The organism is Clostridium beijerinckii (assembly GCF_018223745.1).
Classification (GTDB): Bacteria; Bacillota; Clostridia; order Clostridiales; family Clostridiaceae; genus Clostridium; species Clostridium beijerinckii.
In genome coordinates, this window is record NZ_CP073653.1 from 4,223,801 (window position 1) to 4,238,745 (window position 14,945).

Annotated in this window: 13 protein-coding genes and 1 pseudogene; 8 read left to right on the forward strand and 6 right to left on the reverse strand. The window is 30.0% G+C overall.

Annotated features, from left to right (window positions below; translation table 11 throughout):
* The first annotated feature begins 199 nt into the window (after positions 1-199).
* Positions 200-1,735: a methyl-accepting chemotaxis protein gene (locus KEC93_RS19175; RefSeq protein ID WP_051144948.1), complete on the forward strand. Its 1,536-nt coding sequence runs from the start codon at positions 200-202 to the stop codon at positions 1,733-1,735.
* Between the two features lie 394 nt (positions 1,736-2,129).
* On the opposite strand, the gene KEC93_RS19180 is transcribed toward KEC93_RS19175, so the two are convergent.
* From KEC93_RS19180 to KEC93_RS19200, 5 genes are all read right to left on the reverse strand, one after another.
* Complete coding sequence (locus tag KEC93_RS19180; protein ID WP_023975626.1) at positions 2,130-3,023, reverse strand: ROK family protein; 894 nt, start codon at positions 3,021-3,023, stop codon at positions 2,130-2,132.
* 157 nt (positions 3,024-3,180) lie between these two features.
* Positions 3,181-3,504: a PTS sugar transporter subunit IIA gene (locus tag KEC93_RS19185; RefSeq protein ID WP_023975627.1), complete on the reverse strand. Its 324-nt coding sequence runs from the start codon at positions 3,502-3,504 to the stop codon at positions 3,181-3,183.
* 11 nt (positions 3,505-3,515) lie between these two features.
* The gene (locus tag KEC93_RS19190; RefSeq protein WP_041898798.1) at positions 3,516-3,818 is read right to left on the reverse strand and encodes a PTS sugar transporter subunit IIB; all 303 of its coding nucleotides are present in this window, start codon (positions 3,816-3,818) and stop codon (positions 3,516-3,518) included.
* Between the two features lie 38 nt (positions 3,819-3,856).
* Positions 3,857-5,158: a PTS sugar transporter subunit IIC gene (locus tag KEC93_RS19195; RefSeq protein ID WP_023975629.1), complete on the reverse strand. Its 1,302-nt coding sequence runs from the start codon at positions 5,156-5,158 to the stop codon at positions 3,857-3,859.
* A gap of 16 nt (positions 5,159-5,174) precedes the next feature.
* Positions 5,175-6,563 (reverse strand): 6-phospho-beta-glucosidase GmuD, encoded by a 1,389-nt coding sequence (locus KEC93_RS19200; protein ID WP_023975630.1) that lies wholly within the window; start codon positions 6,561-6,563, stop codon positions 5,175-5,177.
* Between the two features lie 180 nt (positions 6,564-6,743).
* Here KEC93_RS19200 and KEC93_RS19205 point away from each other — a divergent pair, with 180 nt between their 5' ends.
* The 7 genes and pseudogenes from KEC93_RS19205 (at position 6,744) to KEC93_RS19230 (ending at position 13,319) form a co-directional block, all read left to right on the forward strand.
* Complete coding sequence (locus KEC93_RS19205; RefSeq protein WP_242654939.1) at positions 6,744-7,484, forward strand: GntR family transcriptional regulator; 741 nt, start codon at positions 6,744-6,746, stop codon at positions 7,482-7,484.
* Positions 7,485-7,755: 271 nt separating this feature from the next.
* A complete protein-coding gene (locus tag KEC93_RS19210) occupies positions 7,756-9,411 on the forward strand; it encodes a sensor histidine kinase (protein WP_171780461.1) in 1,656 nt (551 codons plus the stop codon).
* A gap of 4 nt (positions 9,412-9,415) precedes the next feature.
* A complete protein-coding gene (locus KEC93_RS19215) occupies positions 9,416-10,138 on the forward strand; it encodes a LytR/AlgR family response regulator transcription factor (protein WP_039773735.1) in 723 nt (240 codons plus the stop codon).
* 173 nt (positions 10,139-10,311) lie between these two features.
* Entirely contained in the window at positions 10,312-11,538 is a 1,227-nt protein-coding gene (locus KEC93_RS19220; protein ID WP_039773734.1) for an L-lactate MFS transporter, read from the forward strand.
* A 288-nt stretch (positions 11,539-11,826) separates the two neighbouring features.
* The gene (locus tag KEC93_RS19225) at positions 11,827-12,507 is read left to right on the forward strand and encodes a helix-turn-helix domain-containing protein (protein WP_011968065.1); all 681 of its coding nucleotides are present in this window, start codon (positions 11,827-11,829) and stop codon (positions 12,505-12,507) included.
* A 224-nt stretch (positions 12,508-12,731) separates the two neighbouring features.
* Positions 12,732-12,776, forward strand: a pseudogene (locus tag KEC93_RS26915) (hypothetical protein); the annotation flags it as partial.
* A gap of 18 nt (positions 12,777-12,794) precedes the next feature.
* The gene (locus tag KEC93_RS19230) at positions 12,795-13,319 is read left to right on the forward strand and encodes an IS3 family transposase (RefSeq protein ID WP_207658608.1); all 525 of its coding nucleotides are present in this window, start codon (positions 12,795-12,797) and stop codon (positions 13,317-13,319) included.
* A 148-nt stretch (positions 13,320-13,467) separates the two neighbouring features.
* Here the strand turns inward: KEC93_RS19230 and KEC93_RS19235 are convergent, their stop codons facing one another.
* Positions 13,468-14,886 carry a sigma-54-dependent transcriptional regulator gene (locus KEC93_RS19235; RefSeq protein ID WP_039768479.1) on the reverse strand — a complete coding sequence of 473 codons (1,419 nt, stop codon included), beginning with the start codon at positions 14,884-14,886 and terminating at the stop codon, positions 13,468-13,470.
* Positions 14,887-14,945: the final 59 nt, after the last annotated feature.

The window sequence follows — 14,945 nt, forward strand, 5'->3', positions numbered from 1 at the left end:
ATATATAATTTTTCAATGTAATTCTAATACACGCTTTAATCGTTCGATATTTTGACACAAAATTTACTATATACTATTTCCTCACTTTATTTAAAGTAAAATGATTTAAGAAAAATATGTTTACAATTTCCAATATTTATTATAATATATATTAAACATATAGTTTTAGTCGGATATTATTACATAAGGGGGCATTAGTATGTTTATAGTTACTATAATTACATCAGTATTAATAACCTTAATACTAGTCGCAATAATTTTTAAATCAAATACTCAAAAATTATATACAATAAGTAATCATTTAGAAAAGATATCTAAAGGTGATTTAACAAAAACATTAACTTTAAACAGAATGGGGATTTTTAAAAAGTTTTCTTTAAATATAAATACATTTATCTTATATATAAGAAAATTTATAAATGAAACCGCAACACTTAATGATAAGTTAATAGATTATTGCAAAGATTTAGGAAAATATTCAAAAGAGGTTGAATTCGCTGCCAATAATACGACAACGGTAATAAATCAAATATCTACTGTTGTTGAAAATCAAACCAATGATATAGTACAAGCCAAGAATTTTATCGCAGAAATCGTTGAAGAAAATAAATCTATAATAAATAACGGAAGTTCAATTGAAGATATGTCTTATTACATGACACTTGAAATAAATAAAACAAATGAAATTTATGATCAACTAATACAAAAACTTAATAATTCTGCACTTTCTAATGAAAATTTAGCACATAAAACTAAATTACTATACGACAAAGTGTATACAATTCAAAGTATTTCAGATGCAGTAAACAGTATTAGTGAAAATACAACTTTGTTAGCGCTAAACGCATCCATTGAAGCAGCACGAGCAGGAGAACAAGGAAAAGGATTTGCAGTTGTGGCAACCGAAATACAAAAACTTGCTAAAATATCCTCTGAACAATCAAAGGATATAAAAAATATAATAAGTGACATAAATAACATAATAAAAGATATATCCGAATCAATGGCTACTGAGGTAAAAGTAATAAATGATAATATTGAATTTTCAAGTATAACAAAAGATAAATTGAAAACTATTAAAGATAAAAATGAAGCTACGCTAATTTCAGTAAAAAATATAAATAAAATAATTGATATTCAAGGAAACAAGATAGATAAAATAGGTAGATTCATTGATGATATCGAAATTGTTTCCACTGCTATATCAGATTCTACAAAAAAAGTTGCTGCTGCTTCCGAAGAGCAATTAAACTCTATAATCAATATTTCCACTTCTGCATCCGCTTTAGCTGATATGAATAGCAATTTAAAAGGACATATTGATTCCTTTGCAAAAGATTATACTATAGATGATAAAACAAACCAGTATATAAATAATGGATTAGAAATTCTCATAAACTTATCTAAAAATGATATTTTACGGGATATGGACTATAATAGTGCTACAAAAATACTAAAAGAAAAGATAGCTGAGTATCCATATTTTGATCTTTTTGCTTTAATGCAAAAAGATGGTTTAAGAAAAGCTATAACTTTAGATTATACTGAAAATGAAGTTTACGTAAACTTTTCTCATAGGCCATACTTTAAAGAAGCAATTGAAGGAAATTTTTTCAAATCAGAGCCTTATATTTCTGTAGATACAAATAATTATTGTATCGCAATATCTGTACCTGTTCTAAATTCTCAAAAGCAAATTGTAGGAATATTAATGGGAGACCTAATACTCGGCTAAGGTTCTTTAAAAATCATTTATCCCCTAACTTAATTTTCACATTTATTTTCATTAATTCAATGTCATCTTAAAATAAATTGTAATATTTAAATTTATACTCTTATCATTCCCACTATTAATTTTATCTTTTGACACTTAAAATAACCCACGACAATGAACTGCTACCTGTCAAGTAGATAGGGCGCAGTTCGTTGTCGTGGATTTTATGATGAAGGCGAAGCATAATCTTTAAAATCCACCACCTGCACTTAATATAAAATTCTTAACTTGTCCATAATAAAAATTTTTATCTAACTGTCTACCTTAAGGAGAACATATCATTAATCCCTAGTAGATTCTTTTATATACTTCTTCTCTTTAATCTTCAATACTGCATTTATTTTTATTATATCTATCATTTTAAACAAGATGCTAGAATCCCCGCTCCAAGCAATCCTGCATCATCACCTATTTTAGCCAATTTAATATTTACATTAATATTGTTAAATACTCTTAGCTTAACTTCATTAATTAATTTTTCTAAGTAATTAGAATTGTTTAATATAACTGATCCGCCAAGTACTATAACTTCTGGATCTACAATAGTTATTATATTAGCAATTGCTTTAGATAAATTTATAGACCACTCATTTAAAACCTCTCTGCAATTTACTTCTCCATCCTTAGCTCTGTCAAAAACATCTTTGGCCGTGAGTTCCTGTCCTAACTTCTTACTAGCAATTCTAGAAATACTTACTCCACTGCACTGCCCTTCTAATCCCCCAGCGTTTAAGCCCGCATGACTATATTCATCTTCATTTATTATCATGTTGCATACTTCTCCAGCTATGTTATTAAAACCATTAATTATCTCATTTTTATAAACAAATCCTCCACCTACTCCTGTTGATAGAGTAATATAATATGCACTTTCAGCATTTTTAGCTGTTCCTATCTTAGCTTCACAATATCCAGCCACATTTGCATCATTATTTACAGTTGTAGGTAATTTAAAACGCTCTTCAAAGTATTTTTTTATTTCAAATCCTTCCCATCCTTTTAAATTAGGCGGATTAATTATTACTCCATTTCTTATATCTAAAGGACCTGGACATGCCACACCAATAGCCTGAATGTTATATGTATTCCACTTTTCCCTAATTATTTTTATTAAATTATCTACATTATAGTCCGCACCTTTTTCAACGATATTATCTATTTTAAATTTATCTATTAAATTATATTCATTATCTAAAATAGCGGCTCTTAAGTTGGTACCTCCTATATCAATTCCCAAATAATAATTCATCTTGACCTCCTAAAATATTAACAAAACTATTTGATTAAATAAAATCTTCTATGATATTTTTTAATTGCGCGCTTACTTAAAATTGTTATTTCTTATTCGTTCCAAACTTTTTATAAGCTTATTTTATTAAAAGCCGGGATAAATCCTCGGCTTTTTACTATTTTTTCTTTAAATCATTTATTTCTTTCTGCATATATAACATCTCTTTAGCTAAAGATAAAATTATTTCTGCTGCCATTAATTGATCTTCAGCATGCATAAGTATTAATGAAAACTCTTGCTTATTTCCTTTTGCTTCTTCTTGTATAAGTTGTGCATGTGACTTATGTCCTTCTCTCATAAACACGGATGCATCTTCAAGTAATTTTTCTGCCTCTTCTACATTTCCGCCTCTTCCTTTAATTAAAGCCTGGATTCCCATACTCTTTGCCGTTCCAACATTACTAATAATATTGAAAGCTATTAACTCCATTCCTTCCATTTTAAACCACCTTATTTCATTAAATCTATAGCGAAAGTTAAAACTTTGTCAGCATTCATTCTGCCATAATCAACCATACTAATAACTTCTACTGATATCTTATTTTCTACTGTCTCTTTTACACTGTCTTTCATAAATCCAATTTGAGGTCCTAGTAAAATTACATCAGCACTTTGCCAACATTGAGATAAATCTGTCGAAGGTATAGCTTCTATTGTTACTTCTATACCCTTTTCTTTTGCCACTCTAATCATCTTTTGTACAAGCATTGATGTTGACATTCCTGCATTACATACTAATAATATTTTTTTCATAACAAAACATCTCCCTTTTATTTTTATATTCTTTCTATTTATTCTTCAATCTGTTTTTTCTCTGCAACCTTTAAAAAAGGAATATATAGTAAGACTGTAAGTGCAATCATAATTATTTGAAATACTGAAGCTCTCCAATCTCCACCGGTTGCTAGAAATCCTGATAAAATTGGTGGAGTCGTCCAAGGTGTTTGAATTACTACTGGTGACATCCATCCTGCCTCAGTCACTAAGTATGCAACAGTTAAGCAAATTGGTGAAGCTAATACAAATGGAATCATTAGTGTTAAATCAAATACTATTGGTAAACCAAATATAACTGGCTCATTAATATTAAATATACCTGGTGCTGTGGAAAGTTTAGCAATATCTCTATAATCCTTTCTCTTTGAGAATAAGAATATAGCAATTAATAACGCAATAGTATTACCTGATCCACCCATTACTCCAAATGTGTCCTTAAATGACATGCTAATTATGTGAGGGATAGGTTGACCTTGAGCAAAAGCAGTCATATTTTCATTCATAGCTGTGTATAATACTGGATCCATAATTGGCGCAATTACCCCTCCTGGATGTATCCCTATTGCAAATAATAAATTAGACAACAGCATTAATATTATAAATCCTGGTAAACTAGTAACTAGAGCTACCAATGGTCGTTGTATTGTTTTTAAGATCAGTGAATTTATATCTGTCCCAAAAAGTTGTTTTATTGCAAATGACACTACAGCAAAAATTAGAATAGTAATCATTATAGGTATTAAACTATTAAAAGACTTTGTAACGGCTGGAGGTACTGCTTCTCCACCTATATTAATCTTAAGTTTTTCATTTTTAGATAACCACATAAATAATTCAGTTGATAATAGTGACGTTATAATACCTACGAACATCCCACCTGAATTAGTGGAACTATAAGAAATAACTCCTGCAACTTTAACTGCCTCTTTAACTCCTACAGGTGTAGTTGAAATCACAAATGGTAATAAAACAACAAATATTGAAATAGCTAGAAGCGCTGGTGCTATTGGATTTTCAAATTTCCTATTTATTGCTAGATGATATGCACATGCACCCGCTAGCAATACTGCTAAGAAATTTAAAGTACCATTATTAATAGATGTTCCAACATCTTGCCAAGTAGTTAATGTTGCTGGATTAATTATTTTAGACATAAATCCTGTTGGTTCAATAACAACATAGTTAATGAAAATCATTAAGCCTGCAATAATAATGAATGGAATTAGTGATGCAAATGCATCTCTAAGTGATCTCAAGTGTATTTCTCCACCTAACTTTTGCGATGCTTTCCCTAGTTTTTCAAAAAATTTGTTCATCAATATTCCCCCTTTTTTATTCTTCAAAACCATTATTTGTAGCTAACAGTTTATAAAACTCTCCACTTTTCTTTACTGTTCTCTTTTGAGTTTTTAAATCTAAACTAACTAAACCATACCTATTTTTATATGCATTCATCCATGACCAACAATCAATGAATGTCCATAGATGATATCCTTTTATATTACATCCCTCTTCAATTGCTTTATGAACATATTTTAAATGTCCCTTAATAAAATTAATTCTGTATTCATCATTAATTTGTCCATTTTCAAGAAAACGTTCTTCATCAGTGACACCCATACCATTTTCGGATATAAAAGCTTCTATATTTCCATAATTTTCTTTAACATCATTACAAAGATCTAGTATTCCTTTCTCGTATATTTCCCATCCTCTATAATTATTAAACTTTCTTCCTGGCATTATATATGGATCAAAAAACCATTCTGGCATAAATGGAGAATTAGGATTAACAGCATTTTCTCTCGCCTTTGCTCTTCTTGGTTCATAATAATTTATTCCTAAAATTTGAGCTGTATTTTCTTTAATTATTTTTAGCTCATCATCTGTATATATAGGAATTTGATTATATTTTTTAAGAGTATCAACTAACTTCTTAGGAAATTCGCCTTTTACACAAGGATCTAAGAAGCTTCTATTATAAAATAAGTCACAATATTCTGCTGCCTCCACATCATACTTATTTGAACTTCTTGGATAAGTAGGACTAAGATTTAATATTACTCCAATTTTAGATTTTAGATTGTGTTTTTTAAATCTTTCAATGGCTTTTGCATGTGCAAGAATTGTATTAAAAGCTACTTGTGCACCCCTCTTAAAATCTATTATGTTTGGATAGTGAAAATCTTGTAAGTACCCTCCAAGTACTGGTCCTAAAGGTTCATTAAATGTAAACCAATGCTCAGCTCTGTCTCCAAATAATTCAAAACACTTATCTGCATAGTTCACATATGCCTCAACGACCTCTTTACTTTCCCATCCTCCCTTTTCCTGCATTACTAACGGCATATCAAAGTGATATAAGTTAATAAAAGGCTTTACATCATTAGCTATAAATGAATTAATTACATTATTATAAAATTCAACTGCTTTTTCATTAACTTCTCCATCTCCATTTGGAAATAATCGAGCCCACGAAATAGACATTCTAAATGAATTATGTCCAAGTTCCTTCATTAATTTGATATCATCTTCATACCTATAGAAGAAATCTGAAGTAATATCTGGTCCAACTTCATCATAGAATCTGTTTTTTTCTAATTGAAACCAATGATCCCAAATAGTTTTTCCTTTATCAGTATTACCTTTGCCTTCTGATTGCTCTGCTGATGAGGCACTCCCCCACCAGAATCCTTCTGGAAATTCATAAAATTTTTTCATAAGTAACTCCCATCTTAATATATATTATGTTTCTCGTCTCGAGCAGAAAACATTTTCAATTATGATTATATATGTCCTTTCAAAAATAATCAATACCTTTTTTCAAAAGATATATACCTTTTATAAAAAGATATATAAATACCAGTATATTTTTATTTATATCTGATATATAATATATGTGTGGAAACAATTGAGAAAGGAAGATTATATATGCCGCCTAAATACAAAGTAGTATATGAAGATATAAAGAATAAGATAAATAATTATATTTATAAAACCAATGAAAAAATTCCAGATGGAGATTCTTTAGCTGAATGCTATAATTGCAGTAAACTTACAATAGCTAAAGCATTAGATTTATTAGTTCAAGAAGGTATGCTAATAAGACGACAGGGCTCTGGTACTTACGTTAAAGAAAATCTGTCCAACAGGACTACTATAGAATTAGATAATATTTCAGGTTATTCTAAAAAATTTAGTACAGAGCATCTAAAATCAACTGTGATAGATTTTTCTATTATCACACCACCTAAAGAAATTGCAGAAAAACTTAACATCACCGATGAATATATATATAAAATTTTACGATTACGATCTGTGGATAATGACCCACAAATACTAGAAGAAACTTATATGCCTATTTATGTTATACCTGGACTAAAAGAACACCATTTAGAAGGCTCTATTTATGATTACATAACAAATGAACTTGGATTTAAAATTCAAAGCGCCCACATCTCTATAAAAGGTGATGAGGCTAACTCTAACGATAAACTTTATTTAAATTTGACAGAGTCTGACTTTATTATAGAGCTTGAGAAAATATGTTATTTAGAAAATGGTAAGATTTTCGAATATTCGAAAACGCACCATAGATATGACGTTTTCAAATTCAATACTGTTTTAGTAAATAATATTTAGATTAATTCCTTCTTCTGTGTAGCTTATTGTATTATCATCTAATTAAAATTCATGATTTATGGACTACCAGTGACAATAAAAACCCACGACCAACTGTAAGCAGCTATTTAAGCCACATACAGGTGGTCGTGGGTTTCATGTTGGAGGTGATACACCACCTTTTAAATCCACCATAAATTTTATTTTTCGACTGCTTCCTTATTCTATATTATAATTAAAATGATATTACTTATTCTATACTAATTAATGAATGAATGGAGATGAATTCTAGTTGAATTACGTATATAACATATTAGTTCAATTCGTAGATAGAGTCGCACTACTGCTTATGTGTTTATTTGTTATAACAAGATTTGGAGGCTTTAGAGAAATATTTAGTAGGGACAATTATAGTAAAAGAGACTATTTAATTGCTTGTATAGTATTTTCTCTATTCGCCATAATAGCTAATTATACAGGACTTAATGTTGAAGGCTCTCTCGTAAATGTTCGGACAATAACTATAGTATCTGGAGGTATAATATTTGGACCAGTAGTTGGAATTGTAGCCGGAGTACTATCTGGTGTACATAGATATTTAATAGATGTAGGGGGTATAACTTCAATCCCATGTCTTATAAGCAGTATAACAGCAGGAATAATATCTGGATATATTAACAGAAAGATTCAACGAAACTATAGATGGATATCTGGAATAATAGCAGGGGTGTTTTCTGAAACCATTACAATGATTCTTATACTTTTATTAAGCAGACCTTTTTCTTTAGGCATTGATATAGTATCTAAAATAGCATTACCAATGATACTAGGTCAAATTAGTGTAGGCTTTATTGTTCAATTAATTCAAAGTATAGAGGACGATAAAGAGAAAATAGCTGCTAGACAAGCAAAACTGGCACTTGATATAGCTAATAAGACTCTCCCTTACTTTAGAAATATAAATAGTGATTCTCTAAATAAGATATGCACTGTCATAAGAGATGATATTGATGCTGACGCAGTATCAATAACTGATACAAAAAATATATTAGCTTATATCGGAGTTGGAAAAGAATATTACAACATTGGACACGAAATAATAACTGAAGTAACTAAAGAGGCAATAAATAGCGATAAAATAATTATAAGAAATAATGGACTGCAAGATAAAAGCTTAATGTTAAAGTCTGCAATTATAATACCTCTTAAAGTGAAGAACGAAGTTATAGGAGCCTTAAAAATATATTATAAAACCTCTCATAGAATAACTTATTCTCTACAAGCTCTTGCTGTTGGACTTTCTCAAATTATATCAACATTAATGGAAGTATCAAAGGTTGAACAAATGAAAACAATGGCTAATAAAGCAGAGCTTAAAGCTCTTCAGAGGCAGATAAACCCACACTTTTTATTTAATGCCCTAAACGCTATAACTTCCTTTATTAGAATAGATCCAAATAAAGCAAGAGAACTTATAATAAACCTAGCTAGTTATTTGAGATATAATTTAGAGATAAACAGTGAATTTATAGATATTAAGAAAGAATTAAAACAAGTTAAAGATTATATAGAAATTGAGAAGGCGAGATTTGGAAATAAATTAAATATAGTCTATGATGTAGATAATGTAGATATCGATATACCAAGTCTTACAATACAGCCTCTAGTAGAAAATGCTATAATTCATGGTATTTTAAAAGATAAGGGAGCGGGCACAGTAAAAATAATTGTAAAGGATAGAGGTGAAAAAGTAAAAATCTCTATAATAGATAGTGGTGTTGGCATAAGTGAAGAGGCAATTAAAAATATATATAAAGATGCAGTGCCTGAAAATAAAATAGGACTTTACAATGTACATTTAAGAATTAAACTTATTTATGGGGAAGGACTTATTATAGAAAGATTAGAAAAGGGAACTAAAATAGAATTTTACATAAAGAGAAGGTGATCATATGAAAGCTATAATAGTTGAAGATGAGTTTTTAGCACGAGAAGAGCTTAAATATTTTATTACAAATTATAGCAATATAGAAATAATAGATGAATTTGAGGACGGAATAGATGTACTTAAATTTATCCAAAATAACGAAGTTGATGTTATATTCATGGATATAAATATCCCCTCATTGGATGGTGTGTTACTTGCTAAAAGTATAAGCAAGTTTTCTAAAAAACCATATATAGTTTTTATAACAGCCTACAAGGAACATGCGGCAGAAGCTTTCGAAATAGAAGCTTTTGACTATATACTAAAGCCTTATTCAGAATCCAGAATTGTATCTATGCTAAAAAAATTGGAGGACCTTAATAAATATAAAGAAAACAACTTAAATAAAGTTAACATACAAAATAAGATAAATTTATGGAAAAACGAAAAAATAATTGTAGTAAATATAGATGATATATATTACTGCGTTGCTGAAGAAAGAATAACCCATGTTTTTACGAAGAAAGACGAGTATTCAGTAAGCTTAGGTATAGCTGAATTTTATGACAGCCTGCCAAAAGATATTTTCTTTAGATGCCATAGATCTTATATTGTTAATATAAATAAAATAAGAGAAATAATACCTTGGTTTAATAATACTTATAATTTAAAACTTCAAGATATAGATTATCAAATACCTGTAAGCAGAAGTAACATAAAAGAGTTTAAACAGCTTATGAATATATAAATGTATTCTATGTAATTTTCTATGCATTTCGTTCAATAAAGAATAATTTTATATTACACCGATTTATAATGATGGTAATGAAACAGACAACATAAAAAGTTAAATTTCAATAGTGTTGTAAATACCTTCTAAAATCTACTTGTTAATATATTAATTAAGGAGCGATGAACGATATGAATGAAAAACATGAAAACCGTTGGTTAATAGTTTTAGGTACAGTAATTGCCCAATTGGGACTCGGAACAATTTATACTTGGAGTTTATTTAATCAGCCTCTAGTAGACAAATTTGGATGGCAGTTAAATAAAGTAACTATTACTTTCTCTATAACTAGTTTTGCTTTAGCATTCGCTACATTAGCTGGAGGTAAACTTCAAGAAAAACTAGGAATTAGAAAACTTATATCAATTTCAGGTTTAATCTTAGGGATTGGTCTAATATTAACATCTAAAGTAACTTCACTAACAATGTTATATGTTACAGCTGGCATAATAGTTGGAGCCGCAGATGGTATTGCATATCTTACATCACTTTCAAATTGTATTAAGTGGTTTCCAGAAAAAAAAGGACTTATCTCAGGAATATCAGTTGGAGCCTATGGAACTGGAAGTTTAATATTTAAATATATTAATGGAAGTTTAATATATAGTAATGGTGTTTCAGAAGCATTTTTATATTGGGGAATTATAGCTATGATATTGGTTGTTATTGGTGCCCAGTTATTAAAAGATGCTCCAATAGTAAGTTCTATTATTAATAACACTAATAATAATTCAAATGAAAAAGATTTTTCAGTAAAAGAAATGCTTAAGACTAAAGATGCGTACTTTTTATTTTTAATATTCTTCACATCTTGCATGAGCGGTCTTTATTTAATAGGAATTGTTAAAGATATCGGTGTTCAATTAGCTGGACTTACACCTGCTGTGGCAGCAAATGCAGTAGCTATGGTTGCAATCTTTAATACAGCTGGAAGAATTATATTAGGAGCTTTATCAGATAAACTTGGCAGATTAAACGTACTAATTTTTACCCTTACTGTTACAACTGCTTCAGTATTTGTTTTAAGCTTTGTACATTTAGATTTTATAATTTTCTTTATATGTGTTGCTTCAATTGCATTTTGCTTCGGCGGAAATATTACAGTATTTCCTACTATCGTAGGTGATTTCTTCGGTTCTAAAAATCAAACTAAAAACTATGGAATTATATATCAAGGATTTGGTTTTGGAGCTCTTTCGGGTTCGTTCATTGCAACATTAGCAGGAGGCTTTATACCTACCTTTATAATTGTTGGAGGTTTATGCATAGTATCGATAATTTTAACTTATATGATGAACCCAACAAAATTTAATACTTATTTTGAACGAACTCATAGATTAGTAGAAGAAATTTCATAAACATTGCCCAATTAACACATATATTGCATCTTCTCAACCATGAATAAATTTGCTAACAATTATTTCTTAAAAATTAAATATATTAGCGATATCTTGTAGGTATTTTTATTTTCTTTCTAATTTACTGCTTTCTATCAATTAAAATATTCTATGTTACTTATAACGCGATTCACTATTAATAATTCTAAATATACAAAATAAAAGACCCACGAAAATCCAAATTTGATATGCTCCCTTTATAGTAAACAGTTAAAATAATAAAACTGTTTCTATAAAGGGAGTATTTTAATGTCAAGAAAAACGAAATGTTCTCTGGAAGAGAAATTGAAAGGAATTAAAGAATACCTATCAGGAGAAAAAGCAGTTATACAGATATGCGATGAGATGGGAATTCATAGTGCCACATTTTATGACTGGTTGAAAATATATAATGATGTTGGTGAAGCAAATTTAATAGTTTCTACAAAAAACAAATATTATTGCGATTCGCTTAAACTTAATGCAGTTAAAGATTATCTAGCTGGAAAAGGCTCTTTAAGAAATATATGCTGCACATATGAAATTTCATCTCCTCGTGTTCTCAGCGATTGGATTAAGAAGTATAATGGTCATAAAACAATTAAATCTCATAATAAGCAAGGGGATAGAATTATGACTAATGGAAGAAAGACTACTTATGAAGAAAGAATTGAGATTGTTGCATTCTGCATTTCGAATAATGATGATTATCAAGCTACTGCTGATAAATTTAATGTTTCTTATCAACAAGTTTATACCTGGGTAAGAAAATACAAAGCTAATGGATATGAAGAGCTAATAGATCGTCGCGGTAAGCGTAAAGATACTGATGAGATTACTGAGTCTGATAAATTATCCGCACAATTAAAACTTATTGAAGCAGAAAATAGACGTTTAAAGATGGAGATTGATTTCTTAAAAAAATTGAAAGAAGTAGAAAGAAGGCGATAAGCACTAAAAGACTCCAAGAATATAAATATATTTCTATAAAAGAATTACATGAAAAAAATGGCTATCCAATAGCTGATCTATGCAATTTAGCTGGGATTGCACGATCATCTTACTACAAATGGATTAACCGTTCAGAGACTGAATTAGATAAGGAAAATTCAATAATACTAAAAGAGATTGTTAAGCTTTATGAAGATGTAAACGGTATCTATGGATACCGTCGGATAACAATGAATATAAATAGACTCCTGGATAAACAGTATAATCATAAACGAATTTATAGATTAATGAAATCTATTAACATGAGATCAGTTATAAGAAAAAAGAGAAAGCATTATATTCAAAGTACTCCACAAATTACAGCAGAAAACAAATTAAATAGAGAATTTTATGCAAAGAAACCAAATGAAAAATGGTTAACAGATGTTACTGAATTTAAACTACTTAATGGTAAAAAGGCTTACCTTAGCGCAATATTTGATTTAGCAGTAAGTGCTAATCCGACTGCAAAGCCACTGTTTCATAGTGACAGAGGATTTCAGTATACTAATAGGACTTTCAAAGCTAAACTTGATAAAATCAAAGCAACTCAAAGCATGTCACGTGTCAGCAGATGTATCGACAACGGACCAATGGAAGGTTTTTGGGGAACTCTAAAATGTGAGATGTACTATTTGCAAAAATTTTATACATATGAAGAATTGAGACAAGCAATTGATGAATACATAGTTTTCTATAATACAAAAAGACTACAGAAAAACTTAAAAGGTCTGACTCCAATTGAATATCGAAATCAGACCTTGGTTTCATAATTTTTTGTTTTTTCATCTGTCTACTTGACAGGGGGCAGTTCAATTTTAGATTTTCGTGGGATTCATAATGTAGGCGAGGCATGGCCCTTAAAATCCAAAAAAGAATTATTTATTAACGCGAACTCAATCCATGTTTACATATAATGATTTAATCGATATTATTCTCATTAATTTTATACAGAAGGGCTCTCCGTGAAATCTGAAGGAGCTTTGCAGCCTGTGTGCGGTTTCCACCTGTTCGTTCTATAGCTTCGGATATATGACGCTTTTCAACTTCTAGCAATACTTCTCGCAAAGGTTTGAAAGAATCATCTCCCAGAATAATGGTACCATCCGCTTCTACATCTTCTACTTTTATGCTAAGTGGAAGATTTTCCGGCAAAATAACACGGGTGTTGCTCATAATAATAGCGTGTTCTACTGCATTTTCTAATTCCCTGATATTTCCTGGCCAAGAATAGTTACGAAAAATATCCAAAACCTCTGGAGCGAAAAACATACCATTCCGTCCTACTTCTACAGAAAAACGTTTTAAAAAGTAATCAGCTAGTAAAACAATATCTTCTCCCCTTTCGCAAAGTGGAGGTAAACATATTGAAACAACATTAAGTCGATAATATAGATCCTTCCGAAAAGACTTTTCAGATATCTCTTTATTCAGATCACGGTTTGTTGCTGCAATAATACGTACATTTGTATGAAATGTTTTTGTACCACCAACACGTTCAAACTCTTTTTCTTGCAACACCCTAAGAAGTTTTACCTGAAGATTTGGACTCATCTCCGCAATCTCATCTAAAAAAAGTGTCCCTCCTTCAGCCAGTTCAAATTTCCCTGGTTTTTGAAAAAATGCACTTGTAAATGCTCCCTTCTCATGTCCAAATATCTCACTCTCTAATAAACCTTCTGGAATCGAACCACAATTCACTTGAATGAATGGCTTTTCTCTCCTGTCACTCGCATAGTGAATAGCCTTAGCAACCATTCCTTTACCTGTCCCACTTTCGCCTGTTAGCAATACCGTAGCTTTTGAATTCGCTACTCGTCCAATTATTTTATATACTTCTTGGATTTTAGAGCTTTCCCCAACAATTTTACCTGGGGTCATTGCTGTCATTCCCATTTCTTGTACTTCCTGCGTAAGGTATACAACTTCTTTAGTCAATTGTTGCATGCGAATAGCTCTACTTACAATAATTTTAACTTCATCAAGGTTAAAAGGCTTTAATATATAGTCATAAGCACCGTGTTTCATAGCATTAACTGCAGTTTCCGAACTTCCAAATGCAGTCATAAGAATAATTGGCAAGCTAGGCTTAATTTTATGAATTTCATAAAATGCCTGCAACCCATCCACTTCTGGCATACGGATATCAAGGATAGCGACATCATAGTGATTTTCCTGCGCCATACAAAGTGCCTCTTTTCCATTTTTAACAGTATCTACTTCATATCCAGCCTTATTTAATGCTGTTTGAAGTACCATTCTCAAGCTTAGCTCATCATCAGCTACTAAAACACGAACACTTTCTGTCATATTGTAATCAGCCTTTCTTTTTATAAACATAATTATTAATCTACTTTAGTTATACAACATTTTACAGTATATATCAATATTCAACCAAA

Bases quoted from the DNA above. Each gene is read 5' to 3' on its own strand.
- KEC93_RS19175 (WP_051144948.1), top strand. From the start codon at position 200: ATGTTTATAGTTACTATAATTACATCAGTATTAATAACCTTAATACTA.
- KEC93_RS19180 (WP_023975626.1), bottom strand. From the start codon at position 3,023: ATGAATTATTATTTGGGAATTGATATAGGAGGTACCAACTTAAGAGCC.
- KEC93_RS19185 (WP_023975627.1), bottom strand. From the start codon at position 3,504: ATGGAAGGAATGGAGTTAATAGCTTTCAATATTATTAGTAATGTTGGA.
- KEC93_RS19190 (WP_041898798.1), bottom strand. From the start codon at position 3,818: ATGAAAAAAATATTATTAGTATGTAATGCAGGAATGTCAACATCAATG.
- KEC93_RS19195 (WP_023975629.1), bottom strand. From the start codon at position 5,158: ATGAACAAATTTTTTGAAAAACTAGGGAAAGCATCGCAAAAGTTAGGT.
- KEC93_RS19200 (WP_023975630.1), bottom strand. From the start codon at position 6,563: ATGAAAAAATTTTATGAATTTCCAGAAGGATTCTGGTGGGGGAGTGCC.
- KEC93_RS19215 (WP_039773735.1), top strand. From the start codon at position 9,416: ATGAAAGCTATAATAGTTGAAGATGAGTTTTTAGCACGAGAAGAGCTT.
- KEC93_RS19220 (WP_039773734.1), top strand. From the start codon at position 10,312: ATGAATGAAAAACATGAAAACCGTTGGTTAATAGTTTTAGGTACAGTA.
- KEC93_RS19225 (WP_011968065.1), top strand. From the start codon at position 11,827: ATGTCAAGAAAAACGAAATGTTCTCTGGAAGAGAAATTGAAAGGAATT.
- KEC93_RS19230 (WP_207658608.1), top strand. From the start codon at position 12,795: ATGAAATCTATTAACATGAGATCAGTTATAAGAAAAAAGAGAAAGCAT.
- KEC93_RS19235 (WP_039768479.1), bottom strand. From the start codon at position 14,886: ATGTTTATAAAAAGAAAGGCTGATTACAATATGACAGAAAGTGTTCGT.